The sequence below is a fragment of the Mycobacterium sp. 20KCMC460 genome (assembly GCF_022179425.1).
Classification (GTDB): domain Bacteria; phylum Actinomycetota; class Actinomycetes; order Mycobacteriales; family Mycobacteriaceae; genus Mycobacterium; species Mycobacterium kiyosense.
This window is the reverse complement of the sequence record NZ_AP025524.1, coordinates 1,606,255-1,624,658: the sequence shown is the minus strand read 5'-3', so window position 1 is coordinate 1,624,658 and position 18,404 is coordinate 1,606,255. Positions and strand designations below refer to the sequence as shown.

Genomic DNA, 18,404 nt, shown 5'->3' with positions numbered 1-18,404 from the left:
CGGTGTCAGTCGCGGCCGTGGGTCATGAAGAACTGGGCGACCACCTGTGAGCCGTCGAACGCGCGGGTGGTGGCCCCGATCACCGATCTCGGCAGATACTGCTTGCCGCCCGGCCAGGTGTGCCCACCCTTCTCGATCTGGTAGTGGACCACCTCGGTGTTGTCGGCGCAGTCCTGGGAGTCGAACCGGCGCACGATGGTTCCGTCGCCGACGTTGGGCAGTTCCCACACGGTAGGGCTGCCCGGGCACTGATTGATGGTCCGCCACCGGTCCATCAGGCTGTTGGCCGAGATGGCGTGGCTCACCCCGCCCCGCCCCCGGACGTCGCCGCCGTTGTAGGGCACCACCGCATCGGAGGTGCCGTGCGCGTCCAGCACCGACACCGGCCGCGACGGATTGCACGACACCCCCACGCCCAGGGTGCCGGCGATCGGCGCGATCGCGGCGAACACCTCGGCGTGGTCGCAGGCCAGCCGGTTGGACATGAAGCCGCCGTTGGACATGCCGGTGGCGAAGACGTGGCCTTCGGGGACATTGAAGTCGTTGCGCAGCTTGTTGACCAGCGCGACCAGGAAGCCGACGTCGTCGAGCCGGCGCCGGTCGGCCGGGGCGGCCCCCCGCCCGTCGGCCCAGCTCTTGTCGTAGCCGTCCGGGTAGACCACCAGCAGGCCGTTCACGTCGGCGACGGAGTCGAAGTCGGTCAGACCCCGCTGCCCGGCACCGGTGCCGCCGCCGCCGTGCAGGTTCAGCACCAGGCCGACGGGGGGCCCGGGCGGCACATGCACCAGATAAGTCCGGTTCAGCCCGCCGTACTGCATCATCCCCGCCTGGTCCCGGGCACGGGCAGCCTGAACCTGCCGTTCGCTGCACGCGGTCAGGCTGATCAGGAGTACCGCCAGCGAGAGCAGGCGCGCCCAGGGCATGCCGTTAAAAATACCGATAGCGCTGACCCGGTCCTCAGCCCGCCGACGGCGGGCGAGTCATGAACGTCCCCTTCAGCTCCAGACCCATCGCGAGGTCCTCGTACTTGGGCTCTTTGCGCTTCTTCCACCCGCTGCCGGCGCTGACCGGTGGCGGCATCAGCGGCGGCAGCATCGGGAATCCGCCGCCGGCGTCGGCCGCCGGGAGCGGTGAAGCCGCCGAGAGCGGTGACGCCGCCGAGGCGAGCTGCACCGGCAGGTGCGCACTGGTCAGCACGGCGGTGGCCGCGGGCGGGGCGGACAGGGTGCCCATCGGCACCGCGACGCCCATCGCCGCGGCCGGTTCCATGGCACCGAGGGCACCGGCCGCATTGGTGAGCCCGGCGGCCGCGTCACCCAGCGCCGATTCGCCTTCCGACAGCCCCTGGGCGATGTCGGGGGCCACCGATTGCAGCGCCTGGGCCGAGGTGTTCTGCGCCAGGTAGGACAGCAGGTTGATCGGGAATCCCGACGAGACGAACTGGTTGGCGTAGGTGTTGGCCAGCCCGAACCAGCCTTGATTGGGGTCGAAGACCACGCCGAACGCCTGCGCCAGCGCATCGATCGGAGACACCGGCGGAGCCACCGCGTCGGCGGGCAGCGCGGCGGCCGCGCCGGCCACCGCGGATTGGGCGGACTGCACCGCGGATTGGATGGACTGGACGGCGGTGCCTGCTGAGGTGGCCGACGCCGTCTGTACGGCCGCGGCCTGCGCGCTCTCCCCTTGCGCGTCGGTGATCATCGGCGGGGTGGTGAACGTGTCGACCAACAGGGCCTGCGCCGTCGACGCCTGGTACCGGTACATCGCGGCCGCGTTGTTGACCCACATCCGCTCGTACTGCGCTTCGGTCTCGGCGATGGCGGTCAAGTTCTTACCGAGCCCGTTGGTGGCCAGCAGCTGTGCCAGTTGCTGCCGATTGGCGGCGACCACCGACGGGTGCACCACCGACGACAGTGTGGAGTTGAACTCCGAGACGACGGTCTGTGCCGCCAAGCCCAGCTGGCGGCACTGCTGCGCGGTGGTACGTATCCAGGTCAGATACGGTGCAGCCGCGTCGACCATGGTGGCCGCAGCCGGCCCGTTCCAGACTCCGGTCAGCGCGGCCAGCGCCGGAGTGTAAGCGCTGGCGGTCTCGTCCAGTTCGACGCCGAGCTGCTGCCAGGCGTACGCCGCTTCGGTCAGCGAGGCGGCGCCGGGTCCCGAGTGGATCAGCGCCGAACTGACCTCCGGCGGCAACGTAATGAACTCCATAGCACCTCACAATGACCACCGTGGGAAAACTCTTGGAACATTCGGTTAAACACCCCGGAAAAAAGCCTAGAACATTGCGCGTCAAAGGTCGCCGGTTCGACGCAATGACCTGCTCAAGTGATCGCGTTCAACGCAGCGGACAGCCTGGTTTTGAATTCGTCGGGAACCGGGATGTAACCGTGTTCGGCCAGGCCCTCCTGCCCGGCGCCGAGGGCGCTGCGCAGAAACGCCTTGACCGCCGCCCCGACCTGCGCATCGGGGTATTTCGAACAGACGATTTCGTAGGTCGCCAACACGACCGGATACGAGGCCGGCTGATTCGGCCGGTAGAAGGAGATGGTGTCCAGCGCCAGGTCGTTGCCGTCCCTGATGAACCAGGCAGCCGAAATCGTCCTGCCCACCGCGTCGGGGGTGATCCCCACCGGCTCCGGCCCCGCCGAGGTCACGACTTTGGCGGTGCTCAGGTGCTGGGCCTGGGCGAACGACCATTCCACGTAGGTGATCGAGCCCTCGGCACCCTGCACGGCCGCGGCGACCCCGTCGCTGCCGCGGGCGCCTTCCCCCACGCCACCGCGGAACTGCTTGCCGGCGCCCTTGCCCCAGGCATCACCGGCGGCGGTGTCCAGGTAGCGCTGGAAGTTGTCCGAGGTGCCGGAGTCGTCGCTGCGGAACACCACCCGGATCGGCGTGGCGGGTAGCGCCACACCCGGGTTCAGTGCGCCGATCGCCGGGTCGTTCCAGGTGTTGATGGCGCCGGTGAAGATCTTGGCCGCCGCCGGTGCGTCAAGGTTCAGCGCCGCCAGGCCGTCGACATGGTAGGCGATGGCGATGGGGCCGAACACCGTCGGCAGGTTCCACACCGGCGAGCCGCAGCGCTGCTGCGCCGCGCCGTACTCGTCCTTGCTCAATGGCGAGTCCGAACCGGCGAAATCGGTTTGCCCGCCCAGGAATTCGCTGATTCCGGCGCCGGAGCCGTTGGCGGTGTAGTTCAGCGTCTGGCCGGGGCAGTCGTGTTCGTAGGCCCGGATGAACCGGGTTATCGCGTTCTCCTGGGCGGTGGAGCCACTCGCCCTCAGCGACGGCTTGCCGCCGCAGCCCGCGTGGGCCGATGTCGCGGTGGTGGCGGTGCCCGACTTCGCGGCGTCGTGAGTGCCGTCACATGCCGTCGCGGTCAGGACGACCGCAACGGTCAGCGCGGCACCAAATCGAAAGTGATCCAATTCATTTCCTCGACCCACACCACGAACGTCCATTTCCCGGCCGTCCTTCGGCATGCTAACAAGTTCCGCGATTGAGCAGCTGCCCCGCGAACCCGCTGAGCACATCCGCATTCACAAATTCAGCCGCAATTAGCCGGCGGTTCACGGGGCCGACACGTCACGCAATTGTGTTGCGCGACGGTGGGGCTGCGATCGAACCCGTTCGCTCATCCGAGCGTTACGTGCAATGATCGCGATGTAAGCATTTCGTTACGTCGTAACCGTGCCGCGAGGAGGCTGAAGCGATGACCATCAATCGGATGCGCACGCGCAGCGCGCGGCGCACGTGGTTGCCAGGCACCGCGCTGGTGGCCGCGTTGGTCGTCCCGATGGCGGTGGCCGCGGCCCCGACCGCGCACGCCGACGGCATCGACGGGCAGTTCCTGAATGCGTTGCAGTCGCACGGGATTAACTTCGCGACCCCGCAAGCCGCGATCTTGGCCGCACACCAGGTCTGCGACGAACTCGACAACGGCAGAGCCAAGGCCGACGTCGCCAACGAGGTAGCTGGAAGCAGCAATTTGGACGGATATCACGCCGGCTACTTCGTCGGACTGAGCATCAGCGCATATTGTCCGCGGCATCACGCGTCGCCTTGACAGCCAATTCGCAGTTGTCACACCGCGCGATCACGGCGGCCAGCCCTTACACTTTCGGCACCAGCATCACGGGGAGCAAAAGTGGTCACGAGAGTGTTGTCGGGCATCGCGATCGCGCTCTGCGCTGTGGCGACGACGGGGATTGCGGCGGGTGCCGATCCGAGCGTGTACAGCGTTCTGAGCTGTAGCTGTTCCGCCGAAGCCGAAACGCCCGCACCCGGCGCGGAAGCCTTCTCGCAGCAAGTGAACGACGGGATCGCGCTGGGCCTGGCCGAATTGCAGGACTTCGGGGGTCCGGCGAACCCGCAGGATCTGCCGTACTCCTAGCCGGCCCTGCCGCCCACATGGTGGAAGCGCGCGGCGCGGCGCCGGATGCGATGTGCGCGGCCCCGGGTGCGAATCGGCTTTCCGCCCAAGCGCACCGGTTCGGCGTAGAACATGATCTTGGCCAGCTCCACCAGGACCAGGTAGACGATCACGAAACCACCCAGCACCCCGAAGAACTGCCACGGCAACGGCGTGAACCCCAGCGTGCGGGCCGGCCACGAGATGGTCAGCACGACGCCGACGGTGACCACGGACAGGGTGGCGATTACCAGCGCCGCACTGGGTCGGCTGCGTAGGAACGGCACCTTGCGGGTGCGGATGACGAAGATGATCAACGTTTGTGTGGCAAGCGATTCCACGAACCACCCGGTGCGGAACTCGACCGGGCCGGCGTGCAACACACCGAGCATCAGCCCGAAGGTGAGGAAGTCGAACAGCGAACTGATCGGCCCGAAGGTCAACATGAAGCGCCGGATGAATGCGACGTCCCAGTGCGACGGCGCCCGGAGTTGCTCCTCGTCGACGCGGTCGGTCGGGATCGCCAGCTGCGAGCTGTCGTACAGCAGGTTGTTCAGCAGGATCTGACTGGGCAGCATCGGCAGGAACGACAGCAGCGCCGAGGCGGCTGCGGCGCTGAACATGTTGCCGAAGTTGCTCGACGTGCCCATCAGCACGTACTTGATGGTGTTGGCGAAGATCCGCCGGCCCTGCGCCACCCCGGTGGCCAGCACCCCCAGGTCTTTCTCCAGCAGCACCACGTCGGCGGCGTCCTTGGCGACGTCGGTGGCGCTGTCGACGGAGATGCCCACGTCGGCCGAATGCAGGGCCAGCGCGTCGTTCACCCCGTCGCCGAGAAATCCGACCGACCTGCCGTGCCCACGCAGGGAGGCGATCAGCCGCGCCTTCTGCTCGGGTGAGATCCGGGCGAAGATAGTGTGATTCACCGCGGCGTCGGCGAACTCGTCGTCGTCGAACGACTGCAGCTGCGCACCGGTGACCGTACCCTTGGACTCCAAACCGATGTCGGCACAAACTTTTTCGGCGACCCGCGGGTTGTCGCCGGTGGCGATCTTGAGCTCGATGCCGAGCTCGGCGAGCTGTGAAAGTGATTGCCGTGCAGCGGGTTTGGGTTCGTCGGCGAAAACCAGGAACCCGGCCAACCGCAGATCGCGTTCGTCGTCACGGGTGATCGTGGCGAGCCCGGCCGCGGGCCTGGCAGCCACCGCCACCACACGGCGCCCAGCGGCGAACAACGCCGCCAGCGTCTCGTCGGCCGCTGCCGGTGTCGCCCGGCACAGCGGCAGCAACTGTTCGGGCGCGCCCTTGACCACCAGCACGCGTTCGCCGTCGTCGTCGATCAGCACCGAGGTGGCCCGGCGTTCATGGTCGAACGGCAGCAATGCCACCCGCCGCACGTCGGTCCCCACCAGCCGGCCCGCCAGCGGGCCTTCCCACAGCGCTTCGTCGAGCGCGTTGGCGCTCACGCCGCCGGCTTGCGGGTCCACGTCGGTGGCCAGCAACCCCAGCCGGCACACCGCGTCGCTGGGGTTGCCGGCGGGGTCGACGGTGCCGACCAGCCGCAGTCGGCCTTCGGTCAGGGTGCCGGTCTTGTCGGTGATCAGAATGTCCATGTCGCCCAGGTCTTCGATGCATACCAGCCGCTTGACCAGCACCTTGGCCTTGGCCAGCTGTCGGGACCCGGTCGCTAAGGCGGCGCTGACCACCGCCGGCAGCAGCTGCGGGGTGATGCCCACCGCGATGGCCAGCGAGAACAACACCGAGTCGATGATCGGCTTGCCCAGCAACAGATTGCTGATCAGGATGATCAGCATCAGCGCGATCGCGACCTGCAGCAGCAGGTAGGAGAACCGGCGCAGTCCGAGCTGGAAACCTGTTTCGGGCACCCGCTCGTCCAAACCCGCTGCGATGCGCCCGAATTCGGCGTCCCGACCGGTGGCGAACACCACCCCGACGCCCTCACCGGCGCTGACGATGGTGCCCATGAAGGCCAGGTCGGACGCCTCGGCCAGTTCGGCGCCGGTGGATACCGGGTTTGCGGTCTTCTCCGCCGCGGCGGACTCGCCGGTCAGGATGCTCTCGTTGCATTCCAAGCCGTTGACGTCGATCAGCCGCAGATCGGCGGGCACGGCCTCACCCAGCGATAATCGGACCACGTCACCGGGCACCAGGTCGACGACGCTGATCTTGACGTACCGTCCGTCCCGGCGCACCACCGCCTGGTGCTGCATCCCGGCGTGCAGCTCGGCGGCGGCCAGCTCGGCCCGGAACTCGTTGAAAAACCCCAGCCCCACACTGGCCACCAAGATCACGCCGATGATGACCGCCTGCACGCCGTCGCCCAGGAAGTACGAGACGACAGCGGTCCCGGCCAGCAGGATGAGCACCGCGTTGCGCAGTTGACGACCCAATACCGCCGCCGCGCTGACCCGGTGCGTCGCAACGGCATTCGGCCCGTAACGATCCAGCCGGGCCGACGCCTCGGCGGCGGACAGGCCGGCCGTCGAACTATCCAGCCGGCGTAGCACCTCCTCGGCGGGGGCGGCGGCAACCTGCTGCGCGGTCCCCACCGGAAAGTGCGGAACGACCGTTTCCGGCGCCGATGACATCTCCGGCTTCTCCTCGCTGTGGTCCTCGCTAGGTTTCGCGCGCAGCGCCCCGCCGTGCACCACAATGCCAGTTGCGCCGCCCGTTCGCGCGGGCAAAACCCGTTGTTCAACCATCGGCAACTCGCGGATCACACGGCTCGGTCTCAATGGACGGATCGCGCCGGAACTCTCCGGCTTCAACAGGCAGGTGGTCGACGATGGAACGCGACAAGCGTGTGCAGCTCAAGCCGTATCGCTCCGCGTCAGAGCATGTGGACGGGGCCTGGTGGCCGCGTTCGCGGCGCCTGGTCGACGAGCTGCCGGCGTTGGTGAACTCGGTGTCCGACCGGCTGGGGCGGGTGGTGATGGTGGGCTATCACCTGCACGGCTGGGAGGAAGTCCCGCCGCGTACCCAGGTCGCCGGGCACACCATCGAATTGCTGGGCTTCAGCAGCGACGAACCCGCCAGTGTGATGCTGGTCGGCGAGGACGGCCACCACCTGTCCCTGCACGTGATCCGGCCGGAGACCGGCCCGGAGGAGGCCCGCCAGGCGCTGGAGGCGGCACGCGTCCCGGCCGAGGCCGAGCCGGCCGGGCAGACCCAGGTCGCGCGGTCGGTGGCCGACGTGGCGGCCACGTTGGCCAAACACGAGGGGCGCGAGGACCAGCAGCGCACCGCCGAGATCGCGCGATGGTGCGAGCAGGCGGCGCAGCAGTTCGCCGACGCGCCGATCCAGACGTTCGTGCCGGTGTTGGTCGAGCACATCGTCCGCAACCGGATGCGGCAGTCCCGGTTGAGCGCATAGGCCCGGTCAGCCGCAGCGGGTCGCCATCAGCGCAGTGATGGCGTCGACGTCGGCGGGTCCGGGCACACCCCAGTCCGGCGGATAGTCGCACAGCTCGTCGGCCCGCACAGACCTGAGGTCGACGTCGAGTAACTCGATCGCGGCCAGCGGCACCAGGGCCGGATGCACGTAGCCGCAGGCCCGGGCCAGGCCCACCAGCTCGAAACGCAGGGTGGCCAGGTAGTTGGCGCAACGCACCGATTTCGATGCCGGGTCCAGGCCGTGCTGCAGCCAGGGCGACTGGGTGGCCACGCCGGAGGGGCAGCGGCCGGTGTGGCAGCGCTGCGCCTGGATGCAGCCCACGGAGAACATGGCGGTCCGGGCGACGTTGATCATGTCGCAGCCCATCGCCACCCCCAGCAGCGCGTTCTCCGGGATGCCCAACTTGCCCGAGCCGATGAACATCACGTCGTGCTGCAGGCCCTCCTCGGCGAAGGCGCGGTAGACGCGCGGGAACGCCCATTTGAAGGGCAGCGCGACGTGGTCGCTGAACACCAGCGGCGCGGCGCCGGTCCCGCCTTCGCCGCCGTCGACCGTCACGAAGTCGACGCCGCGGCCGGTGCGGGCCATGCGGGCGGCCAGGTCGACCCAGAATTCGCCCTCCCCGACTGCGGACTTGATACCCACCGGCAGGCCCGTCTCGGCGGCGATCGTCTCCACCAGCTCGAGCAGTCCGTCGACATCGCCGAACGCGGAGTGCCCGGCGGGGCTCTTGCAGTCCACGCCGACCGGGATGCCGCGGATGGCAGCGATCTCGGGGGTCACCTTGGCGCCGGGCAGCATGCCGCCCAGACCGGGTTTGGCGCCTTGGCTGAGCTTGATCTCGATAGCCCGGATGGACGGCGTGGCCGCGACCCGGTCGACCAGCTTGGGCAGGCTGAAGGTGCCGTCCTCGTTGCGGCAGCCGAAGTAGCCGGTGCCGATCTGCCAGACCAGGTCGCCGCCGTTGAGGTGATACGGCGAGACACCGCCCTCGCCGGTCGTGTGCAGGGCACCGGCCAGGGCAGCGCCCCGGTTCAGTGCGGTGACGGCCGCGCCGCTGAGCGACCCGAAGCTCATGGCCGAGATGTTGATCAGCGACGACGGCCGGAACGCCCGGGCACGGCCGCGGGCGCCGCCGAGCACCTTCGCCGCCGGCAGTGGGACCGACGGGTCGGGATGATTGGGTTCGCCGGCCGGCGCCGGCACCGGGAACGCGGCGTGCTTGATGATCGGGTAGTTGTGCACGCGTTCGAGGTCGTTGTCGGTGCCGAAGCCGAAGTACCGGTTGCCCGCCTTCGCCGACGTGTACACCCAGCGTCGCTGGTCACGGCTGAACGGCCGCTCCGCGTCGTTGTCGGTGACGATGTACTGGCGCAGCTCGGGCCCCACCGCTTCCAGCAGGAAGCGCAGGTGGCCCACCACCGGGTAGTTGCGCAGGATGGTGTGCCGGCGTTGCACCAGGTCCCAGCCGGTCAACCCGGCCAGAGCGCCCCCGGCCATGGCGGCCACAGCTCGCAGCTTCACAGTCACGCGATCATGCTGCCCCGTCGGTGGCCGGCGGTGCTAGTGACCTCGGTCCTCAGTGCGAGGTGACCAAAGTGCGCCGGCTGACGAATTCGTGGCGGGCACTGGTGCGCGGGTCGTCGAACTCGATGCGCTGCGCCAGCAGCTGCAGCGGCGCGCTGAAGTCGTCCGGTGCGACGTCGATGATGTCGGGGTACAACGGGTCCCCGGTGATCGGCAACCCCAGCGCGGCCATCTGCACGCGCAGCTGATGGGTGCGCCCGGTGCGCGGTGTCAGCCGGTAGAGGCCGTCCTTCCGCGCAATGAGTTCGATCAGCGTCTCGGCGTTGGGCTCACCCGGCTCGCTGACCGCCTGCAGCCGGCCCCGGTGTTTGACGATCCGGCTGCGTACCACCCGGGGTAGCCGCAGCGCCGGGTCGACGGCCGCGCGCGCCAGGTAGGTCTTGCTTACCTCGCCGCGGGCGAACAGCGTCTGGAATGTGCCCCGTACCTCCCGCCGGGCGGTGAACAGCAGCACCCCGGCGGTGAGCCGGTCCAGCCGGTGGGCCGGGCTGAGTTCGGGCAGCCCGAGCTCGCGGCGCAGCCGTACCAGCGCGGTCTGGGCGACGTGGCGCCCGCGCGGCATGGTGGCCAGGAAGTGCGGCTTGTCCACCACAACGATATCGTCGTCGCGGTACAGCACCGGAATCTCGAACGGAACCGCCACCTCGTCGGGCAGGTCCCGGTAGAGATACACGTGCGCACCGGCGGGCAGCACCCGCGCCTCGTCGACCACCACGCCGTCGGCGTCGACGACTTCGCCGGCCAGCACTTTGGCGCGGGCGGGTTCGCCGAACCGTTCGGTCAGCTCGGCCAGCACCGGCCCGCCGTACAACCGGACCCGTGCCGGCCCCAGGCCGTCTCGGACCGGAAGCGGGGCGGGCCTCAATTGAGCGGCACCGGTTCCAGGATCTCGGCGCGGGCCTCGGGTGCGCTGGCGCGCAACTCGTCGGCGGAGACGTCGTCGGGCTGGGCTTGGGACAGGATCTCGGCGTCCACCCGGGCTCGGTAGTTGTCGACTTCGCGGTCGACGTCCGCGGCGCTCCACCCCAGCGCCGGCGCGACCAGTTCGGCTACCTCGCGGGCACAGTCGACGCCGCGGTGCGAGTACTCGATGGAAATCCGCATGCGCCGGGCCAGGATGTCCTCCAGGTGCAGGGCGCCCTCGGCGACGACGGCGTAGACGGCTTCCACCTTCAGGTATCCGGGGGCCTCGGTGATCGGCCCGAGCAGCTCGGGCCGGTCGGCGGCCAGGGCCAGCACGTCGTCCATCAGGGATCCGTAGCGGTCCAGCAGGTGGCGCACCCGGTAGGGATGCAGGCCGACCCGCTCGCCGACGTGCTCGACCTGGTTGATCAGCGCGAAGTAGCCGTCGGCGCCCAGCAGGCTGACCTTCTCGGTGATCGACGGCGCCACCCGGGCCGGCACGAACTGCACCGCGGCGTCGATCGCGTCGGCGGCCATCACCCGGTAGGTGGTGTACTTGCCGCCGGCGATGGCGACCAGGCCGGCCGCGGGCACCGCCACGGCGTGCTCGCGGGACAGCTTGGAGGTTTCGTCGCTCTCCCCGGCCAGCAGCGGGCGCAGCCCGGCGTACACGCCGTCGATGTCGGCGTGGGTCAGCGGGGTGGCCAGCACCTCGTTGACCGTGCCCAGGATGTAGTCGATGTCGGCCTTGGTGGCCGCCGGGTGGGCCAGGTCCAGGTTCCAGTCGGTGTCGGTGGTGCCGATGATCCAGTGGCTGCCCCACGGGATGACGAACATCACCGACTTCTCGGTGCGCAGGATGATCGCGACGTCGCTGACGATGCGGTCGCGTGGCACCACCACGTGCACGCCCTTGGACGCACGCACCTGGAATCGGCCGCGCTGCTTGGACAGCGCCTGGATCTCGTCGGTCCATACGCCGGTGGCGTTGACCACCACATGCCCGCGGACCTCGGTGACCGAGCCGTCCTCGGAGTCGCGCACCCGCACCCCGGTGACCCGGTCGCCCTCCCGCAGCAGCGCGACCACCTGGGTGGAGCTGCGCACCACGGCGCCGTAGTGGGCGGCGGTACGCGCCACCGTCATGGTGTGCCGGGCGTCGTCGACGACGGTGTCGTAGTAGCGGATACCGCCGATCAGCGAGCTGCGCTTGAGGCCCGGACTCAGGCGCAGAGCTCCGGCCCGGGTCATGTGCTTTTGCGCGGGCACCGATTTCGCGCCGCCGAGGGTGTCGTACAGGAAGATGCCGGCGGCCATGTAGGGCCGTTCCCACCACCGGTTGGTCAGCGGGAACAGGAACGGCAGCGGCTTGACCAGGTGCGGCGCCAGCTTGGTCAGCGACAGCTCGCGCTCGTAGAGCGCCTCGCGCACCAGCCCGAATTCCAGCTGTTCGAGGTAGCGCAGTCCGCCGTGGAACATCTTCGACGAGCGGCTGGAGGTGCCCGCCGCCAGATCCCGCGCCTCGACCAGGGCCACCTTCAGTCCCCGGGTGGCCGCGTCCAGCGCGCAACCGGAGCCCACCACGCCGCCGCCGATCACCACCACGTCGAACTGCTCGGAGCCGAGGCGCTCCCAGGCCAGCGCACGCTGCTGCGGCCCCAGCACCCCGTCGGACCAGGTCTGCTCGCTCTCCGCTGCGTTGCTCGGATTGCTCACGACAAAGGACTCCTGTCGGTTACTCGTCGGTAGATATCTCCCAGTAAGGCTAGTTGGCGTTCCGGATTCCGGCGGGGTTCAGTCCAGATCGTTCAGTCCAGATCGTCGTGCGCCATCAGGCGGCGGGCGGCCTCGGTGATCGATCCGGACAACGACGGGTAAACGGCCAGTGTCTGGGCCAGCTCGTTGACGGTGATGCGGTTGGTGACGGCCACCGCGATGGGCAAAATGAGCTCGGAGGCGATCGGGGCCACCACCACGCCGCCGATCACCACGCCGGTGGATTTGCGGCAGAAGATCTTGACGAAACCCTGCCGCAGTCCCGACATCTTGGCGCGGGCGTTGGTGTGCAGCGGCAACATGATGGTGCGGGCGCTGAACTGGCCGTCGTCGATCGCCGATTGCGGCACGCCCACGGCGGCGATCTCGGGTCGGGTGAACACCGTCGCCGCGACCGTACGCAGCCGGATCGGGCTGACGCCCTCGCCGAGCGCGTGGTACATCGCGATGCGGCCCTGCATCGCCGCGACCGAGGCCAGCAGCAGCAGGCCGGTGCAGTCGCCGGCGGCGTAGATGCCCGGTACGGAGGTTCGCGACACCCGGTCCACCTTGAGGTAGTCGCCGGGCCCGAGTTCGATGCCGACCCGCTCCAGGCCCAGGCCGCTGGTGTTGGGCACCGAACCGATGGTCATCAGGGCGTGGCTGCCTTCGACCGTGCGGCCGTCGGTCATGGTGACCAGGACCCCGGTGTCGGTGCGGGTGACCGACTCGGCGCGCGCGTTCTTGAACAACTGGACGCCGCGTTCGGCGAACGACTCTTCGAGCACCGCGGCGGCGTCGGCGTCCTCGTAGGGCAGCACCCGGTCGCGGCTGGCCGCCACCGTGACCGGCACCCCCAGTTCGGTGTAGGCGTGCACGAATTCGGCGCCGGTGACGCCGGAACCCACCACGATCAGGTGCTCGGGCAGCTCCTCGAGGTCGTACAGCTGCCGCCAGGTCAGGATGCGCTCGCCGTCCGGCTGGGCCGACGCCAGCACCCGCGGGCTGGCACCGGTGGCGATCAGCACCACGTCGGCGTCGTGCTCGGTGATGGTGCCGTCCGCGGCGGTGGCTTTGATGCGGTGGCGGGCCAGGCCGGGGGCCGGATCGATGAGCTCGCCGCGGGCCGCGATCAGCCGAACCCCCACTTTGCGCAGCTGGGCGGCGATGTCGGCCGACTGCTCGGCGGCCAGTTTGCGGACCCTGGCGTGGATCTGCGGCAGCGAGATCTTGGCGTCGTCGATGTCGATCTCGAAGCCCAGCCTTGGCGCCCGGCGCAGCTCGGTGCGCAGCCAGGTGGACGCGATGAACGTCTTGGAGGGGACGCAGTCGTCCAGGACTGCGGCACCGCCGATGCCTTCGGAGTCGATCACAGTGACTTCCGCCGAGTCGGGGTGTGCGTTGGCGGCCACCAGGGCTGCCTCGTAGCCGGCCGGACCTCCGCCCAGGATCACGATGCGCGTCACCACGGGCTCAAACCTAGCTTGGCGACGATGCGGTTCGCAGCGCGAACCGAGGAGGAGCCAGGCCATCAGACCCCGCTTGGCGACGATGCGGTTCGCAGCGCGAACCGAGGACTCCAAACCCGCTTGACGTGACGGCTGACGCCGCCCGGGCGCGAGGCGTTTAAGCTTTCCCCGTGCCGCTCTACGCCGCGTACGGCTCGAACATGCATCCCGAGCAGATGCTCCAGCGTGCGCCGCACTCCCCGATGGCCGGAACTGGCTGGTTGCCGGGTTGGCGGTTGACCTTCGGCGGCGAGGACATCGGCTGGGAAGGCGCGCTGGCCACCGTCGTCGAAGACCCGGATTCGCGGGTGTTCGTAGTGCTCTACGACATGACCCCGGCCGACGAGATGAATCTGGACCGCTGGGAGGGCTCCGAGTTCGGCGTGCACAAGAAGATCCGCTGCCGGGTGGAGCGGGAGTCGTCGGACACCGACATCGACCCGGTGCTGGCGTGGCTGTATGTGCTGGACGCCTGGGAGGGCGGTCTGCCGTCGGCGCGCTACCTCGGGGTGATGGCCGATGCCGCCGAAATTGCCGGCGCCCCCGCCGATTACGTGCACGACCTGCGCACCCGTCCGGCCCGCAATATCGGTCCGGGCCCCAGCGCCTGATCCTATTCCGGCGCCTGGTCGCCCCCTTTTCTTCTCCTTTGCCGAGCGTCCCCATATGTACGGTGAAACGGCCGTTTTGACGACATTTTCAGGACGCTCGCGACGGCCCCGCGGCTCGACCCTGCTCCAACCGCGTCCGGAGTCTGCTCACCAGATGCCAGGGTTCGACTCTGACGTCCTCGGCGACCATCGCCACTACCACCCAGCCCACATCCTGCAGAGCCGACATGCGGAGGCGATCGTATTTGAACGCCTCACGACTGCTGTGCGCGTCGACGCCGTCGTACTCAGCGACAACGCGACACTCGGGCCAGGCGAAGTCGACTCGCCATAGGCGTCCGGTCAGGTCGACGATCTTGTACTGCAGCGTTGGTTGCGGCAGTCCGCCGTCGATCATGACCAGCCGGGCCTCACTCTCCATCGGCGACTCGGCCAGCGGCGAGGCCAGCGCGAGCAGCTCCCGCGACGCGCAGATGCCTCGACGCCCGGCCTGCAGCCCGACAGCCTCGGCTAGCTCGTCGCGGCCGCAGGAACCGCTGCCCAGGGCCGCATCCAGCGTGGCCAGCGCCCGCGGCCGCCGCAGGCCGCGCGCCACCTCGATCGCTGTCCAAGCGGGCGTCGTGGCCGGCCGGCCGCGCACCGACGACAGCGGCGCACCCTCCCGCCGATGCACCACCAACCCCTGCGTCGAGTGCAGGCGGCCGTTATCGGGATTGAGCACGTGCAGGTTGGTGTCGTGTTCGGTGTCGAATCCGTAAATGGCCGCCGCGGTGTGCAGGCAACTGGCGACCGTCGTGCCGGCCAATAGGTCGAGGCCACGTAGTCGCAGTACGACAGTGTCTCGGCCGCTGCCGTATACGCCGTGCCAGATCCTGCGCAGCTCGCCGCGTTGTATGCAGGTCTCCAAGTTGCGGCGGCTCAGGAATTCGAAAGCCTGGGCGGCGGTGATCACGCCACCCTGCAGGTTGAGCAGCTGACACAGTTCGGCGTGCACGCGGCCCATCTTCGAAAACACGCAACGCGCCCACAATTCACCCGCTGAGCGGCCCCAAAATGCCGTTCAAAAGCGGATTTTGCCGTACATATGGGGGGCGCTCGGGAGAAGAGATCAAGGACCGACGCTAGAACGCGGCCGACTGCTCGATGATGTTCACCATCACCCGCACACCGATGGCCAGCGCCCGCTCGTCGAGATCGAACGTCGGCTGGTGCAGGTCCAGTTGCGGGCCCACCCCCGACCAGACCCCAAGTCGGGCCATCGCGCCGGGAATTTCTTCGAGGTACCAGGAGAAGTCCTCGCCGCCGCCGGACTGCCGGGTGTCGGCCAGCACGTCGGGGCCGACGGCCTCGATCGCGTGGGAGAGAATGCGGGTGGAGACGTCCTCGTTGACCACCGGCGGAACGCCGCGGCGATACTGCAGCGTGTGTTCGATGGCCAGCGGCGACAGCAGGCCGGTGACGCTTTCCCGGATGATTCCCTCCAGGTCGACCCAGGTCTGGCGGCTCGCGGTGCGCACGGTGCCGGCCAGCACGCCGGACTGGGGAATCGCGTTGGGCGCATTACCGGCATTGACCGCACCCCACACCAGCACGGTGCTGTTGCGCGGGTCGATGCGGCGTGACAGCACCCCGGGCAGCCCGGTGATGAGCGTGCCCAGCCCGTAGACCAGGTCGGCGGTCAGGTGCGGGCGCGAGGTGTGCCCGCCAGGGGAATGCAAAGTGATCTCGACCTGGTCGGCAGCCGAGGTGATGGGGCCCAGCCGCACCGCCACCTTGCCGACCTCCAGCCGCGGATCGCAGTGCAGCGCGAAGATGCGCGACACCCCGGTCAGCGCGCCGGCGGCGATGGCGTCGATCGCGCCGCCGGGCATCAGCTCCTCGGCGGCCTGGAAGATTAGCCGCACCCCGACCGGCAGTTCAGGCACCGACGCCAGCGCCAGCGCGGTGCCCAGCAATATCGCGGTGTGCGCGTCGTGCCCGCAGGCGTGCGCGATGTTGGGCATCGTCGAGGCGTACGGGGCACCGGTGCGCTCGCTCATCGGCAGGGCGTCCATATCGGCGCGCAGCGCGATCCGCGGCTGGTGCTCGGGCCCGAAGTCACAGGTCAGGCCGGTTCCCCCGGGCAGCACTTTGGGGTTGAGCCCGGCGTCGGCCAACCGCTCGGCGACGAACTGCGTGGTGGCGAACTCCTGGCGGCCCAGCTCCGGGTAGCGGTGGATGTGCCGGCGCCAGGCGACCAGGTCGTCGAAGTGGGCGGCCAGCCAGGATTCGGCGCTGTCGACGAGGCTCATCCGGCGGCCCTTCGACGCTCCAGCGCAGCCAGTACCCGATCCCGTTGGCCGGGGTCCGACGCCAGCGCGACAACCGTACGCGCCAGCATGATCGCGCCGTCCACCACCGCCTGGTCGGCGCTGGGTCCGACGGCAGCGGCCGCGAAAGCACGCTGGTGCACCGTGGCCCCGCCGGCGTCGACGCCGATCACCGGATGTATGCCCGGCATCACGTGCGTCACGTTGCCCATGTCGGTGCTGCCCATTGGCAGCCCCACTTCCACGGCGGCGGGCACCGGCTCGCGGCCCAGCCGGCGCATTTCCTCGCGGAAAACGTCGACCATCCACTGGTCAGGCTTCAGCTCCGCATATCCGGGTCCGGCCGGTTCGATCTCGTATTCGCATCCGGCGGCCAGCGCCCCGGCCGCGAAGCAGGCGTACGCCCGACCCTCCAGCTGGCGCAGCGAATCGGATTCGGTCGCCCGCATCGCGTACTGCAGCGCCGCCTGCCCGGGTATCACATTGACCGCCTGGCCACCGTCGGTGACGATGCCGTGCAACAGCTGCCCGGGCGCCAGCTGCTGGCGCAGCACCCCGATCGCCACCTGCGCAACGGTCACCGCGTCGGCGGCGTTGATCCCGAGATGCGGTGCGACGGCTGCGTGCGATTCCTTGCCTCGATAGTGGACGGTGCACTCGGACAGGGCCAGCGACCGCGTACCGGCGATGTCGGTGGGACCCGGGTGCACCATCACCGACACCGCGACGTCGTCGAACGCCCCGGCCTGCAGCATCAGCGCCTTGCCGCCGCCGGACTCTTCGGCGGGGGTGCCCAGCAGGGCCACCGTCAGGCCGAGGTCGTCGGCGACTTCGGCCAGCGCCAGCGCGGCCCCCACCCCGGCGGACGCGATGATGTTGTGCCCGCAGGCGTGGCCGATCTCGGGCAGCGCGTCGTACTCCGCGCACACCCCGACGACCAGCGGGCCGCTACCGAAGTCGGCGCGAAACGCCGTGTCCAGCCCCGCGACCGGGCCGATCGCGAAACCGCGCTGGGCGACCAGCTCTTTGGCCTTGGCGCAGCTGCGGTGCTCGGCGAACGCCAGTTCTGGCTCGGCGTGGATGGCGTGGGACAGCTCGATCAGGTCACTGCCGCGCTGCCGCACCAGATCTTCGACGCGGTCGGGTGCTACGGGCATCTTCGCAGTATCTCACCGCCGGTCGGGCGGCCGGTTACACCCGTGCGGCGATGAATTGCGCGGCCTGTACGGGCCACGGCGGATCCTCGTAGGCGTGATGCGCCTCGCGGTCGCGCCCACCGACGACGCAGACCGGATCACCCTCGCTGCACAGGTCGATGGCGCGGCCGGCGAACGCTCCGGCCGTGGACAGCGGGGTGCCGAACCGGTTGCCGGGATTGCCGAACACCGCGACGGCGGTGACGCGGCCGACCAGCGCGGGGTCCAGGGGTGGCGCCGAGCCGAAGTTGCCGATCCGCTCGCCCAGCGGGGGCACGCCGGCCATCATCGATATGGCGGCGGCGCCTTGGGAGAAGCCGCCGAGCGCGATATGGGTGTTGGGGCATTGCTCGGCCATCCAGGCGATGTGGTCGCTGGCGTCGTTGGCCGCGTCGCCGGTGGTCAGAAAGTTGTAGCTGGCCGCGTAGTTCACCGGGTAGACGCCCAGGCTGCGGGAGCCCAGGGCGGGCCCCAGCGCAGCCACCAGCGCGTCGCCGACTCGTCCCAGCCCGGGGGGCTCGGCAGTTCCGCGGGCGAAGACGAGCTCGACGGCGGGGCAATCGTCGGCGGACGCTCTGGGCAGCGGAACGACCACGAAAGCGGCCAGGGCGGCGAAAACAACAGCTGAAACCGCGGCGGACACCGCGGGACGAGGCGATTTGCGAAGTCTCACAGGGCCGATCATCACACACCCCCGGTTTCGGGG

Annotated in this window: 16 protein-coding genes; 4 read left to right on the top strand and 12 right to left on the bottom strand. The window is 69.3% G+C overall.

Going from position 1 to position 18,404, the window contains the following annotated elements; genetic code table 11:
• Positions 1-5: 5 nt before the first annotated feature.
• From MKCMC460_RS07565 to pstS, 3 genes are all read right to left on the bottom strand, one after another.
• Positions 6-923, bottom strand: a complete 918-nt coding sequence (locus MKCMC460_RS07565; RefSeq protein ID WP_236981350.1) for a PHB depolymerase family esterase — start codon at positions 921-923, stop codon at positions 6-8.
• A 34-nt stretch (positions 924-957) separates the two neighbouring features.
• On the bottom strand, positions 958-2,211 hold the full coding sequence (locus tag MKCMC460_RS07560) for a PPE family protein (RefSeq protein ID WP_236981349.1): 1,254 nt from the start codon (positions 2,209-2,211) through the stop codon (positions 958-960).
• 113 nt (positions 2,212-2,324) lie between these two features.
• Positions 2,325-3,464: a phosphate ABC transporter substrate-binding protein PstS gene (pstS, locus tag MKCMC460_RS07555; RefSeq protein ID WP_370653089.1), complete on the bottom strand. Its 1,140-nt coding sequence runs from the start codon at positions 3,462-3,464 to the stop codon at positions 2,325-2,327.
• A 251-nt stretch (positions 3,465-3,715) separates the two neighbouring features.
• Between pstS and MKCMC460_RS07550 the strand changes: the two genes are divergently transcribed.
• Both MKCMC460_RS07550 and MKCMC460_RS07545 read left to right on the top strand, forming a co-directional pair.
• Complete coding sequence (locus MKCMC460_RS07550) at positions 3,716-4,069, top strand: DUF732 domain-containing protein (protein WP_236981348.1); 354 nt, start codon at positions 3,716-3,718, stop codon at positions 4,067-4,069.
• Positions 4,070-4,150: 81 nt separating this feature from the next.
• Complete coding sequence (locus tag MKCMC460_RS07545) at positions 4,151-4,396, top strand: hypothetical protein (protein WP_238305488.1); 246 nt, start codon at positions 4,151-4,153, stop codon at positions 4,394-4,396.
• Here MKCMC460_RS07545 and mgtA read toward each other — a convergent pair.
• Positions 4,393-7,023, bottom strand: coding sequence for a magnesium-translocating P-type ATPase (mgtA, locus tag MKCMC460_RS07540; protein ID WP_238305486.1), 2,631 nt, complete (start codon positions 7,021-7,023; stop codon positions 4,393-4,395). The two genes, MKCMC460_RS07545 and mgtA, sit on opposite strands and share 4 nt — an antisense overlap.
• Positions 7,024-7,220: 197 nt before the next feature.
• On the opposite strand from mgtA, the gene MKCMC460_RS07535 reads away from it, so the two are divergent.
• Positions 7,221-7,808: a DUF5994 family protein gene (locus MKCMC460_RS07535; protein WP_236981345.1), complete on the top strand. Its 588-nt coding sequence runs from the start codon at positions 7,221-7,223 to the stop codon at positions 7,806-7,808.
• A gap of 6 nt (positions 7,809-7,814) precedes the next feature.
• Here the strand turns inward: MKCMC460_RS07535 and MKCMC460_RS07530 are convergent, their stop codons facing one another.
• The 4 genes from MKCMC460_RS07530 to MKCMC460_RS07515 form a co-directional block, all read right to left on the bottom strand.
• Positions 7,815-9,353, bottom strand: coding sequence for an FMN-binding glutamate synthase family protein (locus tag MKCMC460_RS07530; RefSeq protein WP_236983860.1), 1,539 nt, complete (start codon positions 9,351-9,353; stop codon positions 7,815-7,817).
• 55 nt (positions 9,354-9,408) lie between these two features.
• Entirely contained in the window at positions 9,409-10,281 is an 873-nt protein-coding gene (locus MKCMC460_RS07525; RefSeq protein ID WP_236981344.1) for a pseudouridine synthase, read from the bottom strand.
• The gene (locus tag MKCMC460_RS07520) at positions 10,278-12,035 is read right to left on the bottom strand and encodes a glycerol-3-phosphate dehydrogenase/oxidase (protein ID WP_236983858.1); all 1,758 of its coding nucleotides are present in this window, start codon (positions 12,033-12,035) and stop codon (positions 10,278-10,280) included. The genes MKCMC460_RS07525 and MKCMC460_RS07520 overlap by 4 nt, the downstream gene beginning before the upstream one ends.
• A 92-nt stretch (positions 12,036-12,127) precedes the next feature.
• Positions 12,128-13,543 (bottom strand): NAD(P)H-quinone dehydrogenase, encoded by a 1,416-nt coding sequence (locus tag MKCMC460_RS07515; protein ID WP_370653088.1) that lies wholly within the window; start codon positions 13,541-13,543, stop codon positions 12,128-12,130.
• A 170-nt stretch (positions 13,544-13,713) separates the two neighbouring features.
• Here MKCMC460_RS07515 and MKCMC460_RS07510 point away from each other — a divergent pair, with 170 nt between their 5' ends.
• Positions 13,714-14,193: a gamma-glutamylcyclotransferase gene (locus MKCMC460_RS07510; RefSeq protein WP_238305483.1), complete on the top strand. Its 480-nt coding sequence runs from the start codon at positions 13,714-13,716 to the stop codon at positions 14,191-14,193.
• Positions 14,194-14,281: 88 nt separating this feature from the next.
• Here MKCMC460_RS07510 and MKCMC460_RS07505 read toward each other — a convergent pair whose 3' ends face one another.
• From MKCMC460_RS07505 to MKCMC460_RS07490, 4 genes are all read right to left on the bottom strand, one after another.
• Positions 14,282-15,187 carry a DUF559 domain-containing protein gene (locus tag MKCMC460_RS07505; RefSeq protein WP_238305481.1) on the bottom strand — a complete coding sequence of 302 codons (906 nt, stop codon included), beginning with the start codon at positions 15,185-15,187 and terminating at the stop codon, positions 14,282-14,284.
• 127 nt (positions 15,188-15,314) lie between these two features.
• A complete protein-coding gene (locus MKCMC460_RS07500) occupies positions 15,315-16,484 on the bottom strand; it encodes a M20 family metallopeptidase (protein WP_236981342.1) in 1,170 nt (389 codons plus the stop codon).
• On the bottom strand, positions 16,481-17,659 hold the full coding sequence (locus MKCMC460_RS07495) for an amidohydrolase (RefSeq protein WP_236981341.1): 1,179 nt from the start codon (positions 17,657-17,659) through the stop codon (positions 16,481-16,483). The genes MKCMC460_RS07500 and MKCMC460_RS07495 overlap by 4 nt, the downstream gene beginning before the upstream one ends.
• A gap of 34 nt (positions 17,660-17,693) precedes the next feature.
• Entirely contained in the window at positions 17,694-18,383 is a 690-nt protein-coding gene (locus MKCMC460_RS07490; RefSeq protein ID WP_236981340.1) for a cutinase family protein, read from the bottom strand.
• Positions 18,384-18,404 lie beyond the last annotated feature (21 nt).